This is a genomic window from Phenylobacterium sp., assembly GCF_016793285.1.
In the GTDB taxonomy this organism is placed as follows: Bacteria; Pseudomonadota; Alphaproteobacteria; order Caulobacterales; family Caulobacteraceae; genus Phenylobacterium.
The window spans coordinates 1-20,456 of record NZ_JAEUMO010000155.1 but is presented as its reverse complement, the minus strand read 5'-3'; the positions used below and the strand labels follow the sequence as shown (position 1 = coordinate 20,456).

16 protein-coding genes are annotated in these 20,456 nt (G+C 71.3%); 8 read left to right on the top strand and 8 right to left on the bottom strand.

Translation table 11 applies throughout. From position 1 onward, the window contains the following. The coding region (locus tag JNL41_RS14410; protein ID WP_293476058.1) for a DNA polymerase ligase N-terminal domain-containing protein at positions 1-939 on the bottom strand (939 nt) is incomplete at its 3' end. A 47-nt stretch (positions 940-986) separates the two neighbouring features. Between JNL41_RS14410 and JNL41_RS14405 the strand changes: the two genes are divergently transcribed. Continuing rightward, positions 987-1,655, top strand: coding sequence for an alpha/beta family hydrolase (locus tag JNL41_RS14405; protein ID WP_293476056.1), 669 nt, complete (start codon positions 987-989; stop codon positions 1,653-1,655). Between the two features lie 242 nt (positions 1,656-1,897). Here the strand turns inward: JNL41_RS14405 and JNL41_RS14400 are convergent, their stop codons facing one another. Continuing rightward, complete coding sequence (locus JNL41_RS14400; protein ID WP_293476054.1) at positions 1,898-2,686, bottom strand: hypothetical protein; 789 nt, start codon at positions 2,684-2,686, stop codon at positions 1,898-1,900. A gap of 276 nt (positions 2,687-2,962) precedes the next feature. Between JNL41_RS14400 and katG the strand changes: the two genes are divergently transcribed. The 3 genes from katG to JNL41_RS14385 all read left to right on the top strand — a co-directional run bounded on the left by katG (position 2,963) and on the right by JNL41_RS14385 (position 8,493). After that, complete coding sequence (gene katG, locus JNL41_RS14395) at positions 2,963-5,197, top strand: catalase/peroxidase HPI (protein ID WP_293476052.1); 2,235 nt, start codon at positions 2,963-2,965, stop codon at positions 5,195-5,197. A gap of 154 nt (positions 5,198-5,351) precedes the next feature. After that, positions 5,352-6,224, top strand: a complete 873-nt coding sequence (locus JNL41_RS14390; protein ID WP_293476050.1) for a hypothetical protein — start codon at positions 5,352-5,354, stop codon at positions 6,222-6,224. A gap of 106 nt (positions 6,225-6,330) precedes the next feature. Next, the gene (locus JNL41_RS14385; protein WP_293476049.1) at positions 6,331-8,493 is read left to right on the top strand and encodes a TonB-dependent receptor; all 2,163 of its coding nucleotides are present in this window, start codon (positions 6,331-6,333) and stop codon (positions 8,491-8,493) included. 2 nt (positions 8,494-8,495) lie between these two features. Here the strand turns inward: JNL41_RS14385 and JNL41_RS14380 are convergent, their stop codons facing one another. Continuing rightward, positions 8,496-9,305, bottom strand: a complete 810-nt coding sequence (locus tag JNL41_RS14380; protein ID WP_293476047.1) for a response regulator — start codon at positions 9,303-9,305, stop codon at positions 8,496-8,498. A gap of 112 nt (positions 9,306-9,417) precedes the next feature. Next, entirely contained in the window at positions 9,418-10,704 is a 1,287-nt protein-coding gene (locus JNL41_RS14375) for an adenylosuccinate synthase (protein WP_293476045.1), read from the bottom strand. Positions 10,705-10,849: 145 nt separating this feature from the next. Between JNL41_RS14375 and JNL41_RS14370 the strand changes: the two genes are divergently transcribed. Genes JNL41_RS14370 through JNL41_RS14355 form a run of 4 tightly spaced genes read left to right on the top strand, consistent with a single transcriptional unit; the run spans position 10,850 to position 13,601 of the window. After that, positions 10,850-11,269 (top strand): VOC family protein, encoded by a 420-nt coding sequence (locus tag JNL41_RS14370; protein ID WP_293476043.1) that lies wholly within the window; start codon positions 10,850-10,852, stop codon positions 11,267-11,269. Then, positions 11,266-12,264 (top strand): threonine/serine dehydratase, encoded by a 999-nt coding sequence (locus JNL41_RS14365; RefSeq protein WP_293476041.1) that lies wholly within the window; start codon positions 11,266-11,268, stop codon positions 12,262-12,264. Before JNL41_RS14370 ends, JNL41_RS14365 begins: the two co-directional genes overlap by 4 nt. A gap of 51 nt (positions 12,265-12,315) precedes the next feature. Then, a complete protein-coding gene (locus JNL41_RS14360) occupies positions 12,316-13,311 on the top strand; it encodes a flagellar hook-length control protein FliK (RefSeq protein WP_293476039.1) in 996 nt (331 codons plus the stop codon). Continuing rightward, positions 13,308-13,601, top strand: coding sequence for an EscU/YscU/HrcU family type III secretion system export apparatus switch protein (locus tag JNL41_RS14355; RefSeq protein WP_293476037.1), 294 nt, complete (start codon positions 13,308-13,310; stop codon positions 13,599-13,601). Before JNL41_RS14360 ends, JNL41_RS14355 begins: the two co-directional genes overlap by 4 nt. Before the next feature lie 7 nt (positions 13,602-13,608). Here the strand turns inward: JNL41_RS14355 and JNL41_RS14350 are convergent, their stop codons facing one another. From JNL41_RS14350 to JNL41_RS14335, 4 genes are all read right to left on the bottom strand, one after another. Continuing rightward, a complete protein-coding gene (locus tag JNL41_RS14350) occupies positions 13,609-14,496 on the bottom strand; it encodes a hypothetical protein (protein WP_293476035.1) in 888 nt (295 codons plus the stop codon). 212 nt (positions 14,497-14,708) lie between these two features. Next, complete coding sequence (locus tag JNL41_RS14345) at positions 14,709-17,837, bottom strand: efflux RND transporter permease subunit (protein ID WP_293476033.1); 3,129 nt, start codon at positions 17,835-17,837, stop codon at positions 14,709-14,711. Beyond that, positions 17,834-18,892, bottom strand: coding sequence for an efflux RND transporter periplasmic adaptor subunit (locus JNL41_RS14340; protein ID WP_293476031.1), 1,059 nt, complete (start codon positions 18,890-18,892; stop codon positions 17,834-17,836). Before JNL41_RS14340 ends, JNL41_RS14345 begins: the two co-directional genes overlap by 4 nt. An 8-nt stretch (positions 18,893-18,900) precedes the next feature. Beyond that, on the bottom strand, positions 18,901-20,328 hold the full coding sequence (locus JNL41_RS14335; RefSeq protein WP_293476029.1) for a TolC family protein: 1,428 nt from the start codon (positions 20,326-20,328) through the stop codon (positions 18,901-18,903). Positions 20,329-20,456: the final 128 nt, after the last annotated feature.

Sequence of the window (20,456 nt, the reverse complement as noted above, 5' to 3'; positions counted from 1 at the left end):
GGTCATCGCGTGGCTGTCGTTTTCGCTGAGCGCGTGCTCCAGCAGGTCCAGCTTCGCGACGCCGCGGCTGTCCTGCACGACGATCTCCCCGTCGATCAGGGCGGTCTTGCAGGGCAGCTTCCGAAGCGCCTTCTCGACCGCACCGTACCGGTACGTCCAGTCGACGCCGTTGCGCGTGACCAACCGCACCTTCCCCTGGTCGAAGAACGCCAGGGTGCGGTAGCCGTCGTACTTGATCTCGTGGATCCAGCCGGCGCCGCGCGGCGCGCGGTCGGCTAGGGTCGCGAGCTGCGGCTTCCACGTCGTCGGCAGCGGCGCGGCGGCCGAGCCCGGGATCCTGCCGGCCGTCCGGGCCTTCGCCGCCCGGCGCGGCGCCGGCGCGGGTTCCGGCGCGTCGACGGACCGGCCGCTGACCACGCTGTCGGGCTCCTCGACCAGGACGTCGTAGTCGGCGAGCGGCCGCGCCGAGGGATCGCGCTCCTTGATGAGCAGCCAGTCGGTCCCGTCCCCCTTCAGCCGCACCAGCGTCCAGCCGCCGGTCAGCTTCTCGCCCATCAGCCGGAACTTGATCTCGCCGTCGACGAGCCCCTGCTCGGGGTCCTTCAGCGTCACGTAGGTCCCGCGGTCCCAGATGATGACGTTGCCGGCGCCGTAGTTGCCCTCGGGGATGCGGCCCTCGAAGGCGCCGTACTCGATCGGGTGGTCCTCGGTCAGCTTGGCGAAGCGGCGGACCTTGGTGTCGAGGCACGGGCCCTGCGGCACGGCCCAGCTCTTCAGCACCCCGCCGAACTCCAGGCGCAGGTCGTAGTGCAGGTGGCTGGCCTTGTGCTTCTGGACGACGAACATCGGCGCATCGGACGCCGGCGCCAGCGTCCCGGCGGGTTCGGGCGTCTCGGCGAAGCGGCGCTTGGCGCGATAGGTGTCGAGGCGGTCGGCCATCGATCCGGACCATGCCGAGGCCGCGCGGAAACGTCTATGGTCGCCCCATGCGCACCGAGAACCTGTCCCTGACCCTGCCCGGCGGCGAGACCGTCTCCGGCCTCTGGCAGGCGCCGCCCGCGCCGAAGGCGGTGCTGAGCCTGGCGCACGGCGCCGGCGCCGGGATGCTGCACCGGCACATGGCGTCGGCCGCCGACGGCCTGGAGGCGCGCGGCATCGCCACCCTGCGCTACCAGTTCCCCTACATGGAGAAGGGCGGCAGGCGGCCGGATCCGCCGCCCGTCGCCCACGCCGTCGTCCGCTTGGCGGCGGCCGAGGCGCGCAGGCGCGCGCGCGGCCTGCCGCTCTTCGCCGGCGGGCGCTCGTTCGGGGCCCGGATGACCAGCCAGGCCCAGGCGAAGGCGCCGCTGGACGAGGTGCGCGGCCTGGTCTTCTTCGCCTTCCCGCTGCACCCGGCCGGCAAGCCGGGCGTGGACCGGGCCGACCACCTCGCCGACGTGGCCGTGCCGATGCTGTTCCTCCAGGGGACCGCCGACACCCTGGCGACCCTGGGGCTGCTGGAGCCGGTCCTCGAAGGCCTCGGCGCGCGCGCGACCCTCGTCCTGGCGCAGGACGCCGACCACAGCTTCCACGTCCCCGCCCGCACCGGCCGCAAGGACGCGGACGTCCTCGCGGCGCTGCTGGACGATGCGGCGGCTTGGATGACGCGAGGCTAGCCGCCGCGCCCCGACGTCCACCGTCATCCCGCGACCTGTTCGCGGAATGACGATCGGGGCGGAGGAGAAGGCTCGCGATCCTAGTGTGCTGGATCTGAAGTTCGCCTGCTTCCGGGTCGGAGCGCCGAGCGAACTTCAGATCCAAAAAGCACACTAGAAACAAATATTTCCCTAGTGTCCTTATCGATTCCGAAGTTCGACTGAGTTCGTCTCAGGCGCTTGCGAACTTCGGAATCGGGACACTAGATGTTGAAGACCCAGCCGTCGGTCAGGGACGATTGCTGCACGCCCACCAGCACCATCTGCGTGCCGCCGCCGAAGTCGAGGACCACGTCTGCGCCGACCTGGCTCACGGTGTAGGTCGAGCCCGTGAGGACGGCCACGCGGTCGCCCTCGGCGCGGCTGAAGTCGGTGACGCGCTCGATCCCGCTGCCCGAGAAGACGTGGAAGACGTCGGCGCCCGCGCCGCCGGTGACGGTGTCGTTGCCGCGGTCGCCCGAGATGAAGTCGTTGCCGGCGCCGCCCAGGACGACGTCGTCGTCCTTGCCGCCGCGCAGCACGTCGGCGCCGGCGCCGCCGATCAGGCTGTCGTTGCCCTGGTTGCCGTTGATGATGTCGATGCCGTCGCCGCCGTCGATGTTGTCGATGCCCGCGAAGCCGTTGATGACCTCGCCCAGCGCGCCGCCGGTCAGCACGTCGTTGCCGGTCAGGATCTGCGCCATCAGGTTCGAGAAGTCGGCCGACTGGGTGGCCGAGAACGGCAGCGAGAAGTCGGTGATGTTGAGCAGGGTCTGGCCGTTCAGGTCGACCTTCAGGCTGGTGAACTCGCCGCCGACCGGCACGCCCGCGATGGTCTGGAAATTGCCGCCGTAGGCCACGTCCAGCGTGCCGTTGATCGTGCCGGAGAGCTGCACCCGCACCGCCAGCGTCGTCGAATTGGCCGTCACGATCGTGGCCTGGCCGATGGTCAGGCTCGCGATGTCGCCGAACGAGATCGTCGAGGTCCCCGGATTGAGAGTCACCCGCGCCATGAAACACCCCCTGTCTACGCGCGCAGGGGCGGAACCCGACAGCGGGGGCCGCACAGCCTGCGTCGATCGTCAGGTACAGGTCCCGGGCGCGCGCAGCGTCCCCCGATCGGGGGTGTGGCCGGCGCCGATGCGGCGAGGGCCATTCGCCGGATCGTCAGGAAACGGAGGTTCCATAGATTTCCCCACTGCCGACCATCAGGTTTTTCATTTTGTCGCGGGCCCGCCGTGAGCCTAGCGTCCGGAACCTCAGGTCGGGGGCGACCAGGAGGAAAAGACATGGACGACGCAAGCCCGCTTTCTGATCCGCGCAAGGAGCCGGCGGCGCTCCGCACGCTCCTGGGCCGCACGAACCGCGACTGGTGGCCCAACCAGTTGTCGCTCGACATCCTTCACCAGCACGGCGCCAACGGCAGCCCGATGGGCGACGACTTCGACTACGCCGAGGCGTTCGGGTCGCTGGACTACGCCGCGGTGAAGCGCGACCTGACCGCGCTGATGACCGACAGCCAGCCCTGGTGGCCGGCCGACTACGGCCACTACGGCCCCTTCTTCATCCGCATGGCCTGGCACAGCGCCGGCACCTATCGGACCGGCGACGGCCGCGGCGGGTCGTCTTCGGGCGGCCAGCGGTTCGCCCCGCTGAACAGTTGGCCGGACAACGGCAACCTGGACAAGGCGCGCCGCCTGCTGTGGCCGATCAAGCAGAAGTACGGCGAGAAGCTGAGCTGGGCCGACCTGATGATCCTGGCCGGCAACGTGGCCATCGAAAGCATGAGCGGCCCCACCTTCGGCTTCGGCGGCGGCCGCGCCGACACCTGGGAGCCCGCCAAGGACATCTACTGGGGCACCGAGGAGCAGTGGGTCGGCCAGAAGGGCAACCTCACCCGCATCGACACCGAGGCCGGCCGCGCGCTGGAGAACCCGCTGGCGGCGATCCAGATGGGCCTGATCTACGTGAACCCGGAAGGCCCGGGCGGCGACCCCGACCCGCTGAAATCGGCGCGCGACATCCGCGAGACCTTCGCGCGCATGGCCATGAACGACGAGGAGACCCTCGCGCTCACCGCCGGCGGCCACACCTTCGGCAAGGCCCACGGCGCGGGCGACGCGTCCAAGGTCGGCGCCGAGCCCGAGGGCGCCGACATCGCCCAGCAGGGCTTCGGCTGGCAGAGCGGCCATGAGAGCGGGATGGGCGACCACACCATCACCAGCGGCATCGAAGGCCCGTGGACGCCCACGCCGATCAAGTGGGACATGAGCTTCTTCCACATGCTCCTCGACTACGAGTACGAGCTGGTCCGCAGCCCGGCCGGGGCCAAGCAGTGGCAGCCGGTGAACCAGAAGCCGGAAGACCTGGCGCCGGGGGCGCACAGCCCGGGCCGCAAGGTGCCGACCGTGATGACCACGGCGGACCTCGCCTTCAAGATGGACCCCGAGTACCGCAAGATCGCCGAGCGGTTCCGCAACGACCCCGCGGCGTTCGCCGACGCCTTCGCGCGGGCCTGGTTCAAGCTGACCCACCGCGACATGGGGCCGAAGGTCCGCTACCTCGGGCCGGAAGTGCCCGCCGAGGACCTGATCTGGCAGGACCCGATCCCGGCGCCGGACCATCCGCTCGTCGACAGCGCCGACATCAAGGCGCTGCAGGAGAAGGTGCTGGCCTCGGGGCTCTCGACGGCCGACCTGGTGAAGACGGCCTGGGCCTCGGCCGTGACCTACCGCGGCTCCGACCGGCGCGGCGGCGCCAACGGCGCGCGCATCCGCCTCGCCCCGCAGAAGGACTGGGCGGTCAACGAGCCGAAGGAACTGGCCCGCGTGCTGAAGGTGCTGGAAGGCGTCAAGGCCGACTTCGACGCCAAGGCTTCCGGCGGCAAGAAGGTCAGCCTCGCCGACCTGATCGTGCTGGGCGGCTCGGCCGCCGTGGCCAGGGCGGCGAAGGCGGGCGGCCACGACGTCGGCGTGCCGTTCACCCCCGGGCGCACCGACGCGGCCGCCGAACAGACCGACGCCGAGAGCTTCGAGGTGCTGAAGCCGCGCGCCGACGGGTTCCGCAACTACCTGGAGACGCGCTTCGGCGTGCCGACCGAGCAGTTGCTGGTGGACCGTTCGCAGTTGCTGGGCCTCACCGCCCCGCAGATGACGGTGCTGGTGGGCGGCCTGCGGGTGCTCGGCGCGAACTACGGCGGCTCGAAGGACGGCGTGTTCACCGACCGCGTCGGCGTGCTGACCAACGACTTCTTCGTCAACCTGCTCGACATGGGCACGGCGTGGAAGCAGGTGGACGGCGAGGGCGACGAGACCTTCGTGGGCACGGACCGCAGGACCGACGCGCCGAAGTGGACCGCGACGCGGACCGACCTCGCCTTCGGCTCGAACTCGCAACTGCGGGCGATCAGCGAGGTCTACGCCTCGTCCGACGCGGCCGGGAAGTTCGTGAAGGACTTCGTCGCCGCCTGGGTGAAGGTCATGAACGCCGACCGCTTCGACCTGCCGAAGTCGGCCCGGGCCTGAGCGGCGCGCCCCTCCCTCCCCCGCCGGGATCCTGTTCCGTCGGGGGAGAGAGCGGTGAAATGACGCCCTTTGCGGATGGCGCGTCCCGCGCGATAGTACGCTCGCTGGTGAGGTGACGGGCGCCGGCCGATGTGACGCGCCCGGGGATGTGCCAGTGCTCCAGCTTGACCTTTCCACCCTCAGCGGGCCGGACCTGCGCTCGTTGCTCGACACCGCGCGCGACCGCGGGCAGGCCCAGCAGTCCTACCTGATCCTCCAGGAGATGGCCCGGCGCCGCGACGGCGGCGACCCCGGCCTACGCAAGCGCGCGAGCCGCCGCGACCGCAGCGAGCCTCGCTTCATCGAACTCGATCTCGGCGATCCGCTGGAGCGCATCGCCTTCGAGGACGAGGCGACGCCCGATCCGATCGACGACCTGCGGCTGGAACGCGCGCCGGACCCCGACCCGCCGCCGCGCCGCCGCTGGTCCGCCGGCGTGTTCACGGCGGGCGCGCTGGTCGGCCTGGTGGTCGGCGCGTTCGCGGGCAGCGTGGGCCAGGCGTTCGTGCGCCCCTCGTCGGAACTCGCGCAGTTCCGCGCCGAGGTGGAGGCCGCGCCCGCCCCGCCGCCCGTGCCACGCGAGACCGACGCGCCGCTGGTCGCGCCCGCCGAACTGGCCGACGCCCCGCCGCCGGCGCCGCCCATCGCCGCTGCGGAGCCCGCGGCCCCAGAGCCCGCCGCTACGGAGCCCGCCGCCGAGCAGGAGCCGGCCACGGCCGAGACGCCCCGCCCCTGCCCCGGCGCGGTCACCCCCGCCGACCGCGCCATCTGCGGCGACGCCGAGTTGGAGAAGCTCCAGCACGACCTGCGCGCGGCTTACGCCGCCGCCCTCGGCGCGCACGCCGACCGCGACGTCCTGCGCCGGCGCCAGCTCGCCTGGCGCGACGCCCGCAGCGACGTCTCCGACCCCCACCGGCTCGCGGCGCTCTACAGCGAGCGCATCCGCCGCCTGAACGCCGCCGCCGCCGACGCGCGCCGCCAGCGATAGCCGGCCACGGTCCCGCCGCCTTCCCCGGCCAAGCTCGGCCATGCGAACCGCTTGCGTCCATGATTTACGCGTGTAGTTTGTATGCGAAATGTGGGGAAAGCACAGCTTGTTACAGTATCGCGTTCTGCTGGCGGCGACCGCCGCTCTGGGCGTCGCCGCGCCCGCCCTGGCGCAGCCGCCCGCCGGCAAGGACCCGCCCACGGTCGGCGAGGTCCGGGTCGAGGGCGCCCCGCCGCCGGTGCGCACCTCCATCGACCGCAACAGCTACTCGGTCGCCAACGACCTGCAGGCGACGGCCGGCTCGATCTCGGACGCCCTGCGCAACGTCCCCTCGCTCGAGGTCGACGTGAACGGCAACGTCGCGCTCCGCGGCGACCCGAACGTCACCGTCCTGATCGACGGCAAGCCCTCGGGCCAGTTCCAGGGCGAGAACCGCGCGCAGGCGCTGCAGAACCTGCCCGCCGACCAGATCGACCGCGTCGAGGTGATCACCAACCCGTCGGCCGCCTTCGACCCGAACGGCAGCGCCGGGATCATCAACCTGATCACCAAGAAGGCCCGCAAGCCCGGGATGAACGGCACGGCCCGCGCCAACCTCGGCTCGAACGGCCGGCAGAACGGCGGCGTCAGCGCCTCGTACCGCGCAGGCAAGGTCACGCTCTCGGGCGACGCGAACCTGCGCCACGACTCGATCAAGCAGGACTACAGCCGCGCGCGCCGGATCACCGAGCCGTCGGGGACGGTGCGCGAGAGCCTGCAGGACGGAACCCAGGGCGGCCGGATCAACGTGGCCAGTCTGCGCGGCGGGCTGGACTACGACGTGAGCAAGGACACCCGGCTGTCGCTGGAGCTGCGCTACAACCGCTTCGACTTCCGCGACCGCAGCTACGAGAGCTTCGGGGAGGCGGCGGGCGGCCTGCTCACCGAAGGCTACGACCGCTTCGGCCGGACCGACCAGGACAACGAGCAGCGCGCGGCGACCGTTCGCCTGCACCACAGCTTCGGCGACGACCACACCCTCGATCTCGATGTCGGGCAGGAGCGCATCGCGTTCGGGCAGGCGCGCACCGCCATGAGCATCCTGCGGACCGCCGCGGGGCCCGTGCCGTACGAACGCATCCTCGGCGACGCCGGTTTCCGCAAGACGACCGCCAGGCTGGAGTACGCCCGGCCCCTGCCCGGCCCGGCGAAGCTGAAGCTGGGCTACAGCCTCGAGGCCGACGACAACGACTACCGCAACACCGGCCTGCGCGGGCGGAGCGCCGCCGCCGCCGCGCCCGACCCGGCGCTGATCAACACCTTCCTGTTCGACCGGCAGGTGCATGCGCTCTACGTCACCTACGAGCGGCCGTTCGGGAAGCTGTCGGTGCTGGCGGGGCTGCGCCTGGAGGTGACGCCGATCGACCTCGACCAGGTGACCCAGGCCATCAGGGCGAAGAACGACGACACCTCGCTCTACCCGTCGCTGCACCTGTCGTATGCGCTCGGCGACGACCAGAAGCTGAAGGCCAGCTACTCGAAGCGGATCCAGCGGCCGAACCCGTTCGACTACAATCCCTTCCGCGTCTACCAGGACCCGCAGAACTTCCGGGCCGGCAACCCGGCGCTGGAACCGCAGAAGACCGACAGCTTCGAGCTGGGCTACGAGCGGCGGAAGGGCGGCGCCATCCTGCAGGCCACCGCCTACTACCGCGACGTCCGCGACTCGGTGACCGACGTGGTCCGCGACCTCGGCGGCGGGGTGTTCCTCACGACGCGGGACAACCTCGGCAAGAGCAGGACCGCAGGGCTGGAGTTGGTGGCCAACGGCCGCGTCACGCCGACCCTGACCTACAACCTGAGCAGCAACGCCTACTGGACCGAGATCGACGGGCGCGGGGTGGGCCTGGGCGGCCGGGTGCGCGACGGGTGGACGGTGTCGGGTCGCGGGAACCTGAGCTGGCAGGCGGCCAGCGCCGACTTCCTGCAACTGAACGTCTTCGTCAACGGCGAGCGGCTGTCGCCGCAGGGCTACTTCAAGCCGTTCGGCGGGGTGAACCTCGGCTACCGCCACAAGTTCAACGACCGGCTATCGGCCGTGGCGACGGTGCAGGACGTGTTCGACACCATCAGGTTCAAGGGCGTCATCGACACGCCCGCCCTGCACGACGTGCAGCGGTTCATCCCGCAGAACCGCGTCGTCTTCGTGGGCTTCACCTACGCCTTCGGCGGCGGCAAGCCGCGCGACCAGGGCTTCGACTTCGGCGGCGGCGGCGGACCGCCGACCTGAATCTAGGCGGCCTCGCGCTTGCGGGCTTCTTCCTTGGGCAGGAAGGTGAGCAGCGCCTTGGCCCAGCCTTCCGCGGCGGCGCGGGTGAGCGGGGCGCCCGACTGGACGTGCTTCATCAGGTGGCGGTAGAACTCCGACGCCGCCAGGGTGAGGCGGAAGTCGGTGGCCAGGGTCTGCAGGGTGGTCGCCTGGGTCAGCATGGCGCGCATCGCCTGCTCGGGATCGGTCTCGGACGCGGCGACGGCCGCGCGGACGATCTTCAGGCACTGGTTGATCTTCTGCTGGTACGGCGTCTCCGACCCGTCGGTCTTGCGCTTCAGCGGGCCGGCGTATTCGCCCGAGTTGAACCGGCGCCGGTCGGGGCCGATGTAGGCCACCCCTTCCACCCAGTCGCGGTCCCGCAGCGTGACCGCCTCGAGACGGCGGATCAGGTCCTTCATGGAGTAGGGCTTGCGCAGGAACTCGTGTACGCCCGCATCCCGGGCGGCCAGGATCATGCCGGCGGTCGCGGCGCCCGTGACCGTGATGATCGGCGCCTTGCGGCAGCTCCAGTTCGAGCGGCGGACCTTCTTGGCGATCGCCAGGCCCTCGACCTCGGCCGAGCCCAGTTCCAGCACGATCAGTTGAGGGTCGCAGGTCTCGGCGATACGCAGCGCGCGCTCGGTCGTGCCCGCGACCCAGACGTGACTCTGGGCGATGTCGCGCATGAGTTCGCTGAACAGCCGGGCGCTGGCCTGCGTCGGGTCGGCGACGACCACGCGCTTCAGCTTGGGCGCCATCTTTTCCATGATACGTCTGTCGCCGTCGAACATGGACGTGGCTCCCCCCCGCACTGGGAGAACGTCGTAGCGGACAATCCGTAAAGAGACGCTTGATGCGCCGCGGCCGGCGGCCTCCGATTCCCCGGAATGGGTATGTTATGTATCAGTCCTGAAACGGGTCGCGGACGAGGATGGTGTCGTCCCGTTGCGGGCTGGTGGAGAGGAGCGCGACAGGGGCGCCGATCAGCTCTTCGATGCGGCGCACGTACTTCACCGCGTTGGCCGGCAGGTCCATCCAGGTCCGGGCGCCCTGCGTGGTTTCGGCCCAGCCCTCCATCTCCTCGTAGACCGGCTGCAGCGCGGCCTGGGCCTTGAGGCCGGCAGGCAGGTAGCCGACGTCTTCGCCGTTCAGGCGATAGCCCGTGCAGATCTTCAGCGTGGGCAGGCCATCCAGCACGTCGAGCTTGGTGAGCGCGATGCCGGTGATTCCGTTCAGCGCCACCGACTGGCGCACCAGCGCCGCGTCGAACCAGCCGCAACGGCGCGAACGGCCCGTGACGGTGCCGAACTCGCGGCCCACCGTGCCCAGATGCTGGCCCACCTCGTCGAAGAGTTCGGTGGGGAACGGGCCCTCGCCGACGCGGGTGGTGTAGGCCTTCACGATGCCCAGCACGTAGCCGGGGCCCTTGGGGCCGAGGCCCGAGCCCGCGGCGGCCTGGCCGGCCACGGTGTTGGACGAGGTCACATAGGGATAGGTGCCGTGGTCGACGTCCAGCAGCGCGCCCTGCGCCCCCTCGAACAGCACCCGCTTGCCCGACTTCACGATGCCGTCGAGCTTCAGCCACGCCGGCTGGGCGTAGGCGAGGATCTTGGGCGCCATCGCTTCCAGCTCGGCCAGCAGGGCTGCGGCGTCCACCGGCGGCAGGCCCAGGCCCGCGCGCAGCGGCGCATGGTGGGCCAGCAGGCGGTCGATCTTGGCCTCCAGGGCCTCGCGGTCGGCGAGGTCGGCGACGCGGATGGCGCGGCGGCCCACCTTGTCTTCGTAGGCCGGGCCGATGCCGCGGCCGGTGGTGCCGATCTTGTTGGTCGCCGCCGCCTCGCGCGCCTGGTCGAGGTCGCGGTGGATCGGGAGGATGAGGCAGGCGTTGTCCGCCAGCACCAGCAGGTCGGGGCCGATCTCGACTCCCTGCGCGCGGATGCCGTCGATCTCCTTCAGGAGGTGCCAGGGGTCGACGACGACACCGTTGCCGATGATCGAGAGCTTGCCCTGGACCACGCCCGAGGGGAGCAGGCTGAGCTTGTAGACCTGGTTGCCGACCACCAGCGTGTGGCCGGCGTTGTGGCCGCCCTGGAAACGCACCACCACGTCGGCCCGGTTCGACAGCCAGTCGACGAGCTTGCCCTTGCCCTCGTCGCCCCACTGGGCGCCGATCACGGTCACATTGGCCATCCGGATACGATCTCCCGACCTGCCCGGAGAGACGCGCCCAAGCCCTTCGACAGGTGCTCGGCAAAGGCGCGGAGATCGATTGCGGCGCCCGTTTAGACGAAGTGGCCCTCGCCCTCAAGGCCCGTCTCACGCTATCCAGCGGCGCATGGACATCCCGCGTTTCCATCTGGCGTTCCCGGTGCGCGATCTCGCCGAGGCGCGCGGCTTCTACGGCGGCCTGCTGGGTTGCCCCGAAGGACGGTCGAGCGACGAGTGGGTCGACTTCGACTTCTACGGCCACCAGATCGTGGCGCACCTGTCGCCGGACGAGGTCGGCCATCGCGCCACGAACGCGGTGGACGGCCACGACGTGCCGGTCCGCCACTTCGGCGCGATCCTGACGCTGCCGCAGTGGGAGGCGCTGGCCGAGAAGCTGAAGGCGGCCGGGACCGCGTTCGTCATCGCGCCCAACATCCGCTTCCAGGGCCAACCCGGCGAGCAGGCGACGATGTTCTTCCTCGACCCCTCGGGCAACGCGCTGGAGTTCAAGGCCTTCGCCCGGGACGAGATGGTGTTTGCGAAATGAGCGAGACTTCGGACCTGGCGGTCTCCCTGGCCGACATCGAAGCTGCGGCCGGGCGCATCAGGGGCGTAGCCGTCGAGACGCCGCTCATCGAGAGCGCGGCGCTGAACGAACGCGTGGGCCTGCGGGTCCTCATCAAGCCCGAGACGCTGCAGCGGGTGGGGGCGTTCAAGTTCCGCGGCGCCTACAACCGGCTGGTCCAGCTCAGCGACGAAGAGCGCAGGCGCGGCGTGGTGGCGTTCTCGTCCGGCAACCACGCCCAGGGCGTGGCGCTGGCGGCGAAGCTGCTGGGCGTCCCGGCGCTGATCGTGATGCCGGCCGACGCGCCGAAGGTGAAGGCCGACGCGACCGCCGGCTACGGCGCCGAGGTGAAGTTCTACGACCGCCTGACCGAAAGCCGCGAGAAGATCGCCGCCGCGATCGCGGCCGAGCGCGGCTCGGTCGTCGTGCCGGCTTTCGACGACCCGCACATCATCGCCGGCCAGGGCACGGCCGGACTGGAGCTGGTGCGCCAGGCGCAGGCCCGCGGGGCGACGCTCGACGTGGTCGTGAGCCCCACGAGCGGCGGCGGGCTGCTTTCCGGCATCGCGACCGCCGTCAAGGCGCTGTCGCCGAAGACGGCGCTGATCGGCGTCGAGCCGGCGGGCTACGACGACACGCTGAAATCGCTCCAGGCCGGCCGGCGCACGCCGATGACGCCGACGCATCGGACGCTGTGCGACGCGCTGGAGACGCCCTGCCCCGGCGAACTGACCTTCCCGATCCTGCACAGGCACGTCGCCGACGTGGCGGTGGTGACCGACGCCGAGGTGGCGGAGGCCGTGCGCTACGCCTTCTCGGTGCTGAAGCTGGTCGTGGAGCCGGGTGGCTCGGCCGGCCTGGCGGCGCTGCTGGCCGGCAAGGTGAACACCTTCGGCGGCACGACGCTGGGCCTCGTGCTCTCGGGCGGCAACGTCGATCCGGACCAGTTCGGTCGTATCCTGCGGCGCGAACTGTAACACCGAAATCCGGGGCGCCCGCGACTCACCCGGTCGCGCTAGACTGCGCTCATGAGCAGCGTCCCCCCGACGTCGCCGCTGGGCGGGCCCCAGAGCCCGCTCGCCACGAACCAGGCCGCCGGCGTCGCGCCGGTCGCCGCCACGCCGAGCCAGGCCGCCGGCGCGGTCCAGCCGCTGCTGCTGCGCGCCGTGGAGGCCGCGCAGGCGGACGCGGCCGTCCGGCAGTCCGGGATGGGCGGGCTGCTCGCCGACGTGGAGCCGGCGCTGGCGTCGCGTACGCTTCCCACGGCGATCAAGGCGGCCGTACAGCAGCTCGTCCGGTTCGGACTTCCGGCCGGCGCGCCGCCGGACGCCGCCGCCCTGAAGGCGGCCGTGGCGCGCTCGGGCCTGTTCCTGGAGGCGCAGCTCGCGCAGACGCCCAACACGCCGCCGCGGGACATGAAGGCGGCGCTGCTGATCCTGCAGCAGGCGCTTGTCGCGGCCGGCGCCGCCGGGGGACTGCGGGCCACGAAGGCCCCCTCGCCGCCGCCGACGAGAGGCGGTGCGGTGGCGCCGCAGGCGGCGCGCGTGGCGCTGCTCCGGACCGGGGATTCGCCGGAGTACCAGTTGGCCGCGCTGCGCGAGGAGACCGAGCAGGCGCTGGCGCGCCAGACGCTGCACCAGCTCGCGTCGCTGCCGGACGAGACCGGCGGCGCGCGGTGGATGTTCGAGCTGCCGGTGGCCACCGCGCACGGCGCGGCGGTGGCGCAGTTCGCGATCGAGCGGGACCCCCCGGAGGATGCGGGCGGCGCGGAGCGGCCGGTGGCGACGTGGCGCGCCCGGTTCGCCCTCGACATCCCGCCACTGGGGCCGGTGCATGCGCACCTGCGGCTGAAGGGCGGGCGCTGCGGCGCGGTGCTATGGGTCGAGGAGGCCGGCAGCTTCGCGTGGCTGCAGGGCCGCGCCGACGGCCTGGCCGCAACGCTGGGCGGCGAGGTGACGATCCGGCCGGGCCCGCCGCCGGCGCCGCCGCCGCCGCCCGGCCGCCTCGTGGACCGCACCTCATGAACGAGCCCGAGAAGCCGACCCTGGCGGTGGCGCTGCGCTATGAGGCGCCCGGCGCGCCGAAGGTGGTGGCGGTGGGCCGCGGCGACCTGGGCCGGCGCATCATCGACACCGCCCGCGAGCACGGCGTGCCGCTGGAGGAGAACCCGGCGCTGGCCGAGGCGCTGTCGACGATCGAGCTGGACAGCGAGATCCCGCCGGCGATGTACGAGGCGGTGGCCGCGATCATCGCCTTCATCATCAACGCCGCGCGCCAGGCGCCCGTCCACGGCCCGCCGCGGCCGCACCGCTAGCTAGGGGTCAGGCGAACGTGTCGGCGAGCTGTGGCCTGAGCTGCCGGTACATCTCGGCCCACGACGCTGAGCCCAGCACCGTCATGCCCACGAGCAACAGGCTCATCGTGGCGGAGTAGGCCAGCAGGATCGGAAGAGGCGCCTGCGAGACCTGCGTGAAGAACCCGGGCGCCGTGAAGCCGCCTGCGCCCGCGGCGCCCGCCAGCGCGGCCAGGGCGCCGCCGAAGATCACGACCAGCACGATCATGGTCAGGACGAACAGGCCCAGCGCGACCAGGAATATCCGCCAGGCATGGCCCTTGGTGAAGCGCCAGGATGCGAACACCCGCAGCCGGTTCTCGGCGAAGGTCATCGTGGCGGCCATCGAAAGCCGCGTCCAGATCCAGACGCTGAGCACGATGGTCGCCGGGATCAGCAGGATGGCGATGACGCCGACCATGAGCACGCCTCCCGTGCCCGCCAGGCCGCCCACGATGCTGACGATGCCCAGGGTCAGCATGAGCGCGGCGTAGCCCGCGACCCACAGCAGGGTCAGGACGAGCAACGCCAGGGCGAACCACAGCTCCCGGGCGCCGAGGCGCAGGTAGAAGAACTGCCGCTCCTCGGGATGCAGCACCGCGCGCATGACCGCCGTCGGCAGGCAGACCATGACCACCAGGCTGACGGCGAACGACAGCCACTCCCACGCCCCGAACGCGCGCTGGAGCGAGGGGGCGGTGACCGGCGTCCCCGCGCCGAGCCGGCCGTAGTAGGCCGCGGTGTCGGACCAGCCGAACAGCGTCGGCACGATCGTCACCGCGAAGTAGATCGCGCACCAGGCCAGGAACAGCAGGGGCTGGCGCCCGATCAGCCGGAACCCCGCCCCGATGGCCTCACCGACCGCGATACGCCCCATGCCGTCATCCCCACACGTCCGGCGAGGATGTCAGGGGGCGGGGATGGGCGCTAGTGTCCCGATTCCGAAGTTCGCAGGCGCCTGAGGCGAACTCAGTCGAACTTCGGAATCGATAAGGACACTAGGGAAATATTTGTTTCTAGTGTGCTTTTTGGATCTGAAGTTCGCTCGGCGCTCCGCCCCGGAAGCAGGCGAACTTCAGATCCAGCACACTAGAGGCGGTCGTCCGGCACGGGCCCGCGGGCGGCGTCGCGCGGGGTGACCAGGCGGGCGAGCTTCGGCTTGATCCAGTTCTCGAAGTCGTCGACGAACTCGTAGACCACCGGCACCAGCACCAGCGACAGCACCGTCGAGGTGATGAGGCCGCCGATCACCGCCACGGCCATCGGCTGGCGGAACTCGGCGCCCTTCTCCAGTGCGAACGCCGTGGGCAGCATGCCTGCGGCCATGGCGAAGGTCGTCATGACGATCGGGCGCGCCCGTTCGCGGCAGGCTTCGACGATCGCGTCGTGCTGGCTCATGCCCTCGCGCTCGCGCTCGATGGCGTACTCGACCAGCAGGATGGAGTTCTTGGCCGCCAGGCCCAGCAGCATCAGGAACCCGATCAGCGACGGGATCGAGAGCGACAGGTTGAAGGCCAGCAGCCCGAGGAACGCGCCGCCGACCGCGGTCGGCAGGGCCGAGAGGATCACCAGCGGCTTGAAGAAGCTGCGGAACAGCAGCACCAGCACGCCGTAGATCATCGACACGCCGGCGAAGATCGCCATGCCGAAGCCGCCGAACAGCTCGGCCATCGCCTCGGCCGTGCCGATCGAGGCCGGGCGCACGCCGGCGGGCAGGTTCTTCATGATCGGCAGCTTGTTCACCGCCTGCTGCGCCTGGCCGAGCTGGTAGCCGCCGTTCAGTTCGGCCACGAGCATGACCCGCCGCTCGCGGTTCAGGCGGTCGATCCGGGCCGGGCCGGCCTGGAACGTGATGTCGGCCACGCTCTCCAGCGTCGTCGTCCCGCCACTCGCCGTGGGCACCCGCAGATCGCGCAGTTGCTGCAGGTCGGTCCGCGCGCTTTCGGGCAGCCGGATCCGGATCGGGATGCGGCGCTCGCCCTCGTTGAACTTGGCGACGTTGGCGTCGATGTCGCCGACGGTGGCGACACGCACGACCGCGGAGATGGCGTCGGACGACACGCCGAGCCGCGCGGCCTCGGCCGGCTTCGGCCGGATCACGATCTCGGGCCCGACCGGAGGGGTCGACTGCTTCGGGTCGGCCAGCTCGGGCAGCGTGCGCATCTGGCGCTCGAGCTCCAGCGCCGCCAGCTCCAGGTTGGGGCCGTTGTCGCCGGTGAGGATCTGCTGGAAGCCGGCGCTGCCCTCGAAGCTCAGGAAGCCGAGACGCACGTCGGGGATCTTGCGCAGCTCTTCGCGCAGCCGGTTGCGGATCTCGTCGCCGCTGACCTTGCGGTCCTCGCGCAGCAGGATGGTGGCGGTGCCCTTGCGCAGGTCGCCGCCGCCGCTGGCCCCCGAGCCCGGGCCGAAGCTGGAGACGGTCGAGCCGATCTGGACGAAGACGCCGGTGACTTCCGGCTGCCTGGCGAACAGCTCGGTGATGCGCCGCGACGTGGCCTCCATGTCGGTCACGGTGGCGCCCGGCGGGCCCTGGATCTCGACGTACATGTAATCGGGGTCGCCGGCCGGCTGGAACCCTGCCGGCAGCAGCGGGACCAGGAACAGCGAGCCCACGAAGAACACGCCGCCGATGATCGCCGCGACGATCCGGTGCGCCAGCGCCCACTCCAGCGCATTGCGATAGAAGCCTTCGAACGGCTTGCGCTCGTGCGGCGAGGTCTGCGCCTTCAGGAAGTAGGCGGCCAGCAGCGGCGTCACCAGACGCGCGACGACCAGCGAGAAGATCACCGCGACCGAGACGGTCAGGCCGAACTCCTTGAAGAACTGGCCCGGAATGCCGGGCATGAACGACACCGGCGTGAACACCACGACGATCGCCATGGTGGTCGCGACGACCGCCAGGCCGATCGCGTCGGCCCCTTCGAGCGCGGCCTGGTACGGGCGCTGGCCGCGCTCGACGCGCTTTTCGATGTTCTCGATCTCGACGATGGCGTCGTCGACGAGGATCCCGATGACCAGGGTGAGCGCCAGCAGCGTCACCATGTTCAGCGAGAAGCCGGCCATCTTCATGACGAAGAAGGTCGGGATCAGCGAGATCGGCATCGCCAGCGCCGTGATCGCCGTCGCCCGCCAGTTCCGCAGGAAGAAGAACACCACCAGCGCCGCCAGGAACATGCCCTCGCCCAGCACATTCTTGGTCGCGTGGAAGCTGGCGCGGGTCTCGGTGACCGACGAGAAGATCGTCGAGAACCTGACGTCCGGGTGCGCCTTCTCCAGCTCCTTGAGCTTGGCCAGCACCGCGTCCTCGGTGTCGACGTCGCTGGCTTCCTTGGTCTTGGCGACCTGGAAGCCGACCACGGGCCGGCCGTTCAGGCGCGCGAAGCCGCGCACGTCGGACGCGCCGTCGCCCACCTCGGCCACGTCGGTCAGGCGCACGAACCGGCCGCCGCCGGTCGGGATGGTGAGCTCGCGCAGTTGCTCCACCGTGCGCACGGTGCCCAGCACGCGGACCGTCTGCTCGCGGTCGCCGACCGTCACCTGCCCGCCCGGCGCATCGACCTGGAAGGCCCGGAGCGCGGTGTTGAGCTGGCTGGCGGTCAGCCCGCGCGCGGCGAGCCGGTCAGGATCGACGATGACGTTGATCTCGCGCGACACGCCGCCGACCCGGGACGTCTGCGACACCCCCTTCGCCGACTGCAGGGCGCGCGCAACGGTGTCGTCCACGAACCACGACAGCTCGTCGTCGGACATGGTCGGCGCCGACACCGCCATCGTCATGATGGGGGCCGCGTCGTCGATCTCGAGCTGGTTGACCTGCGGCTCGTCGATGTCGCGCGGGAGCTGCGCACGGGCCTGGGCGACCTTCGAGCGCATCTCGTCGGTCTTCTTCTGCAGGTTCGTGCCGATCTCGAACTGGACCGACGTGGTCGAGACGCCCTGGGTGACCACCGACTGGATGCTGCGCACCCCGGTGACGCCGGACACGGCGTCCTCGACCGGGCGCGTGATCTGGGTCTCCATCTCCCCGGGCGCGGCGCCCGACTGGGTGACCGTGACGGCGATCACCGGGAACTGGACGTTGGGGTACTGCTTAACCGCCAGGCCCGAATAGGCGATGAGGCCGGCCAGCACGAGACCGATGAACAGGACCGCGACCGGGATCGGGTTGCGGATCGCCCATGCCGAGACGGGGAATCCGCTGCTGTGGCCCTCGCTCATCGCTTGACCGCCGGCTTCGCCGCCGGAGCGTCGGACGGGCGCACCATGTCGCCATCGAGGAAGAGCGCGCCGGAGTTGGCCAGGATGCGCGATCCGGCGGGCGGGCCCTTCACGATCTGCACCAGGCCGTCGCCGCGGGCGCCGGTCTGCACCATGGCCCGCTTCACGCGGTTGTCGGCGCCGACGACCATCACGCTGGCGCCGTTGGCGTCGTAGCGGATCGCCGCTTCCGGCGCCGCCAGCACGCTGGCCGAGGCGTCGTCGAACACCGCGCGGGCGAAGCCGCCGGCGCGGATGTCCGAGCGGACCGGCAGGGTGATCCGGACCTCGCCCAGCTTGGTCTGCGGATCGATCTGCGGGCTGACCAGGCGCACGCGCCCGGTCGCGATGCCGCCGCCGGGCAGGGTCACGGTGGCCGACTGGCCCGGGCGCACGCGGGGGAGGTCGGCCTCGGCGAGGTCGGCCGCAAGCTCGACCTGGCCGTCGCGCGCCATGCGGAACCACGGCGTCCCGGCGCCGGCCGCGAGGTCGCCCGGGCGGACGGTCTTCTCCAGGATCAGGCCGGACACCGGCGCGACGACCGACAGCTTGCGGCGCTGGGTCTGCAGGTTGCGCAGGTTGGCCGTGGCGACCCTGGCCTGGAAGCGCCGCTGCTCGATCTGCTCCTGGCTCAGCACGCCCTGCCCGTCGAGGCCGCTCACGCGGCGGGCCTGGTCCTCGGCCTGGGCGGCCTGCGCCTGCGAGGCGGCGATCTGGGCTTCCAGCAGCGTCGGGTCGAGCTGGACGAGGGTCTGGCCGGCCTTCACGTACTGGCCGACGTCGGCGAGCACGCGGGCGACGCGGTAGCCGTTCACCTCCGGCAGCACGGCGGCCTCTTCGCGCGGCAGCAGGTCGCCGGAAGCCGTCAGCGAGCCCACGATCGACCGCGGCTCGATCCGCACGACGGTCACCGCGCGCGCCCGCTGAGCCTCGGTCTGCTTCTCCGCCGGCTTGCGGCAGCCCGCCAGGGCGGCGACCGCGACCAGCGGCAGAATGAGGAGGGTGATGCGCTTCATGTTCTGTCTCACCGCGCGGCCTCGGGCCGCGCCTGGGCGTATTTCTGGGCCGGCCAGCCCCCGCCGATGGCCTTCACGGCCTGGACGGAGCGCCGCAGCGCCTGGACCTCGGCCGAGGTGAGCTGGGCGCGGACCGCGCGCCAGGCCTGCTCGGACGACAGGGTGGTGTTGAGGTCGGTCAGGCCGCGCTCGTAGCCGATCCGGGCCGCCTCGAAGGCGCGCCGCGCCCGCACCTCGCCGTCGCGCAGCAGGGCCACGCGCCGCCGGTCGGCGTCGAGGCCGACCAGCGAGGACTCGGCCTCCTGGAAGGCGGTCTGCACGGTCTTCTCGTAGGCGGTGACGGCCTGCTCGGTGCGGGCGTTCTGCACCTTCAGGTCCGACATCAGCCGCGGGATCGAGAGCAGCGGCTGCATCACCGAGCCGCCGATCGTCCAGCTCGTGGTCTCCGACGAGAAGCCGGGCTGCTCGATGCGCGACCAGCCCAGGCCGGGCGTGAGCGAGAAGCTCGGGAAGAACGCGAGGCCGGCCAGCTTCTGCTGGGCGGCGGCCGAACGCACCGCGGCCTGCGCCTGGCGCACGTCGGGCCGGCGTTGCAGAAGGTCGCTGGGCAGCGACGCCGGGACCCCGGGCGCCTCGCCGACGTCCGGGGTCGCCGCGACGTTGGCGGTTGGCTCGAAGACCCGGCCGGCGAGGATCAGGATCGCGCGCTTCTGGATCTGAAGCTGGGCGTCGAGCGCCTCGACGTTGGCCCGGGCCTGGGCCAGGTCGCCCGCGATCCGGTCGGGCTCGGCGGTGGCGGCGAGACCCGCGACGGCCCGCTTCGAGGCGAGGTCGTAGAGGCCCTGCTGGATACGCGCCGTCTCGCGCGCGTCGGCGAGCTGGATGGCGAGACCCTTGGCCTGGAAGTAGGCGTCGGCCGTCTGGGCGGCGATCTGGGCGCGGGCGGCCTCGTAGGCGAAGCGGACGCGGTCGACCTCGGCGTCGGCGGCGCGGTAGGCGACGAACCCGCGGCCCCAGGGATCGACCTCCCACGAGACGTTGAAGTTGGCGCTGTACTGCTCGGACACGCCCGAGGTGGAGAAGCCCGGGATGTTGGCGACCGTGCCGCCGATCTGTTTGGTGTCGGCGCGACGGCCCGCGGCGTTCAGGTCGCCCTGCGGCAGGTACTGCAGGATCGCGCCGGTGCGCTGGGCCTTCACCTCGTCGAGGCGCGAACGGGCCGTGCGGACGTCGGTGTTGCGCTCGAGGGCCTGCTGCACCAGTTCAGTGAGCTGCGCGTCCGAATAGGCGGTCCACCAGGTATCGAGAGGGATGGCTCCGGCCGGAGCCTCGGCGGCGGCCTCGTAGGCGCCGGGCAGGCGCACGTCCGCGTCGCGCGGCGTCGCGCATCCCGCCAGGGCGATGCCGGCGGCCAGGAGGACGGTGTGTAGTCGCATGCGGAGCCGAGATGGGGAGGTTTGGCGGACGCCGTAAGAACTTGAGCGGGCCGTCTACACCGGCAAAGCGAGCGGGGGAATTGCGCAAAGGACACAATCGGACAACCGATTGACGTAACGCCACTACT

Bases quoted from the DNA above. Each gene is read 5' to 3' on its own strand.
- JNL41_RS14355 (WP_293476037.1), top strand. From the start codon at position 13,308: ATGAACGAGCCCGAGAAGCCGACCCTGGCGGTGGCGCTGCGCTATGAG.
- JNL41_RS14370 (WP_293476043.1), top strand. From the start codon at position 10,850: ATGGACATCCCGCGTTTCCATCTGGCGTTCCCGGTGCGCGATCTCGCC.
- JNL41_RS14380 (WP_293476047.1), bottom strand. From the start codon at position 9,305: ATGTTCGACGGCGACAGACGTATCATGGAAAAGATGGCGCCCAAGCTG.
- JNL41_RS14400 (WP_293476054.1), bottom strand. From the start codon at position 2,686: ATGGCGCGGGTGACTCTCAATCCGGGGACCTCGACGATCTCGTTCGGC.
- JNL41_RS14350 (WP_293476035.1), bottom strand. From the start codon at position 14,496: ATGGGGCGTATCGCGGTCGGTGAGGCCATCGGGGCGGGGTTCCGGCTG.
- JNL41_RS14405 (WP_293476056.1), top strand. From the start codon at position 987: ATGCGCACCGAGAACCTGTCCCTGACCCTGCCCGGCGGCGAGACCGTC.
- JNL41_RS14340 (WP_293476031.1), bottom strand. From the start codon at position 18,892: ATGAAGCGCATCACCCTCCTCATTCTGCCGCTGGTCGCGGTCGCCGCC.
- katG (WP_293476052.1), top strand. From the start codon at position 2,963: ATGGACGACGCAAGCCCGCTTTCTGATCCGCGCAAGGAGCCGGCGGCG.
- JNL41_RS14365 (WP_293476041.1), top strand. From the start codon at position 11,266: ATGAGCGAGACTTCGGACCTGGCGGTCTCCCTGGCCGACATCGAAGCT.
- JNL41_RS14360 (WP_293476039.1), top strand. From the start codon at position 12,316: ATGAGCAGCGTCCCCCCGACGTCGCCGCTGGGCGGGCCCCAGAGCCCG.
- JNL41_RS14335 (WP_293476029.1), bottom strand. From the start codon at position 20,328: ATGCGACTACACACCGTCCTCCTGGCCGCCGGCATCGCCCTGGCGGGA.
- JNL41_RS14375 (WP_293476045.1), bottom strand. From the start codon at position 10,704: ATGGCCAATGTGACCGTGATCGGCGCCCAGTGGGGCGACGAGGGCAAG.
- JNL41_RS14345 (WP_293476033.1), bottom strand. From the start codon at position 17,837: ATGAGCGAGGGCCACAGCAGCGGATTCCCCGTCTCGGCATGGGCGATC.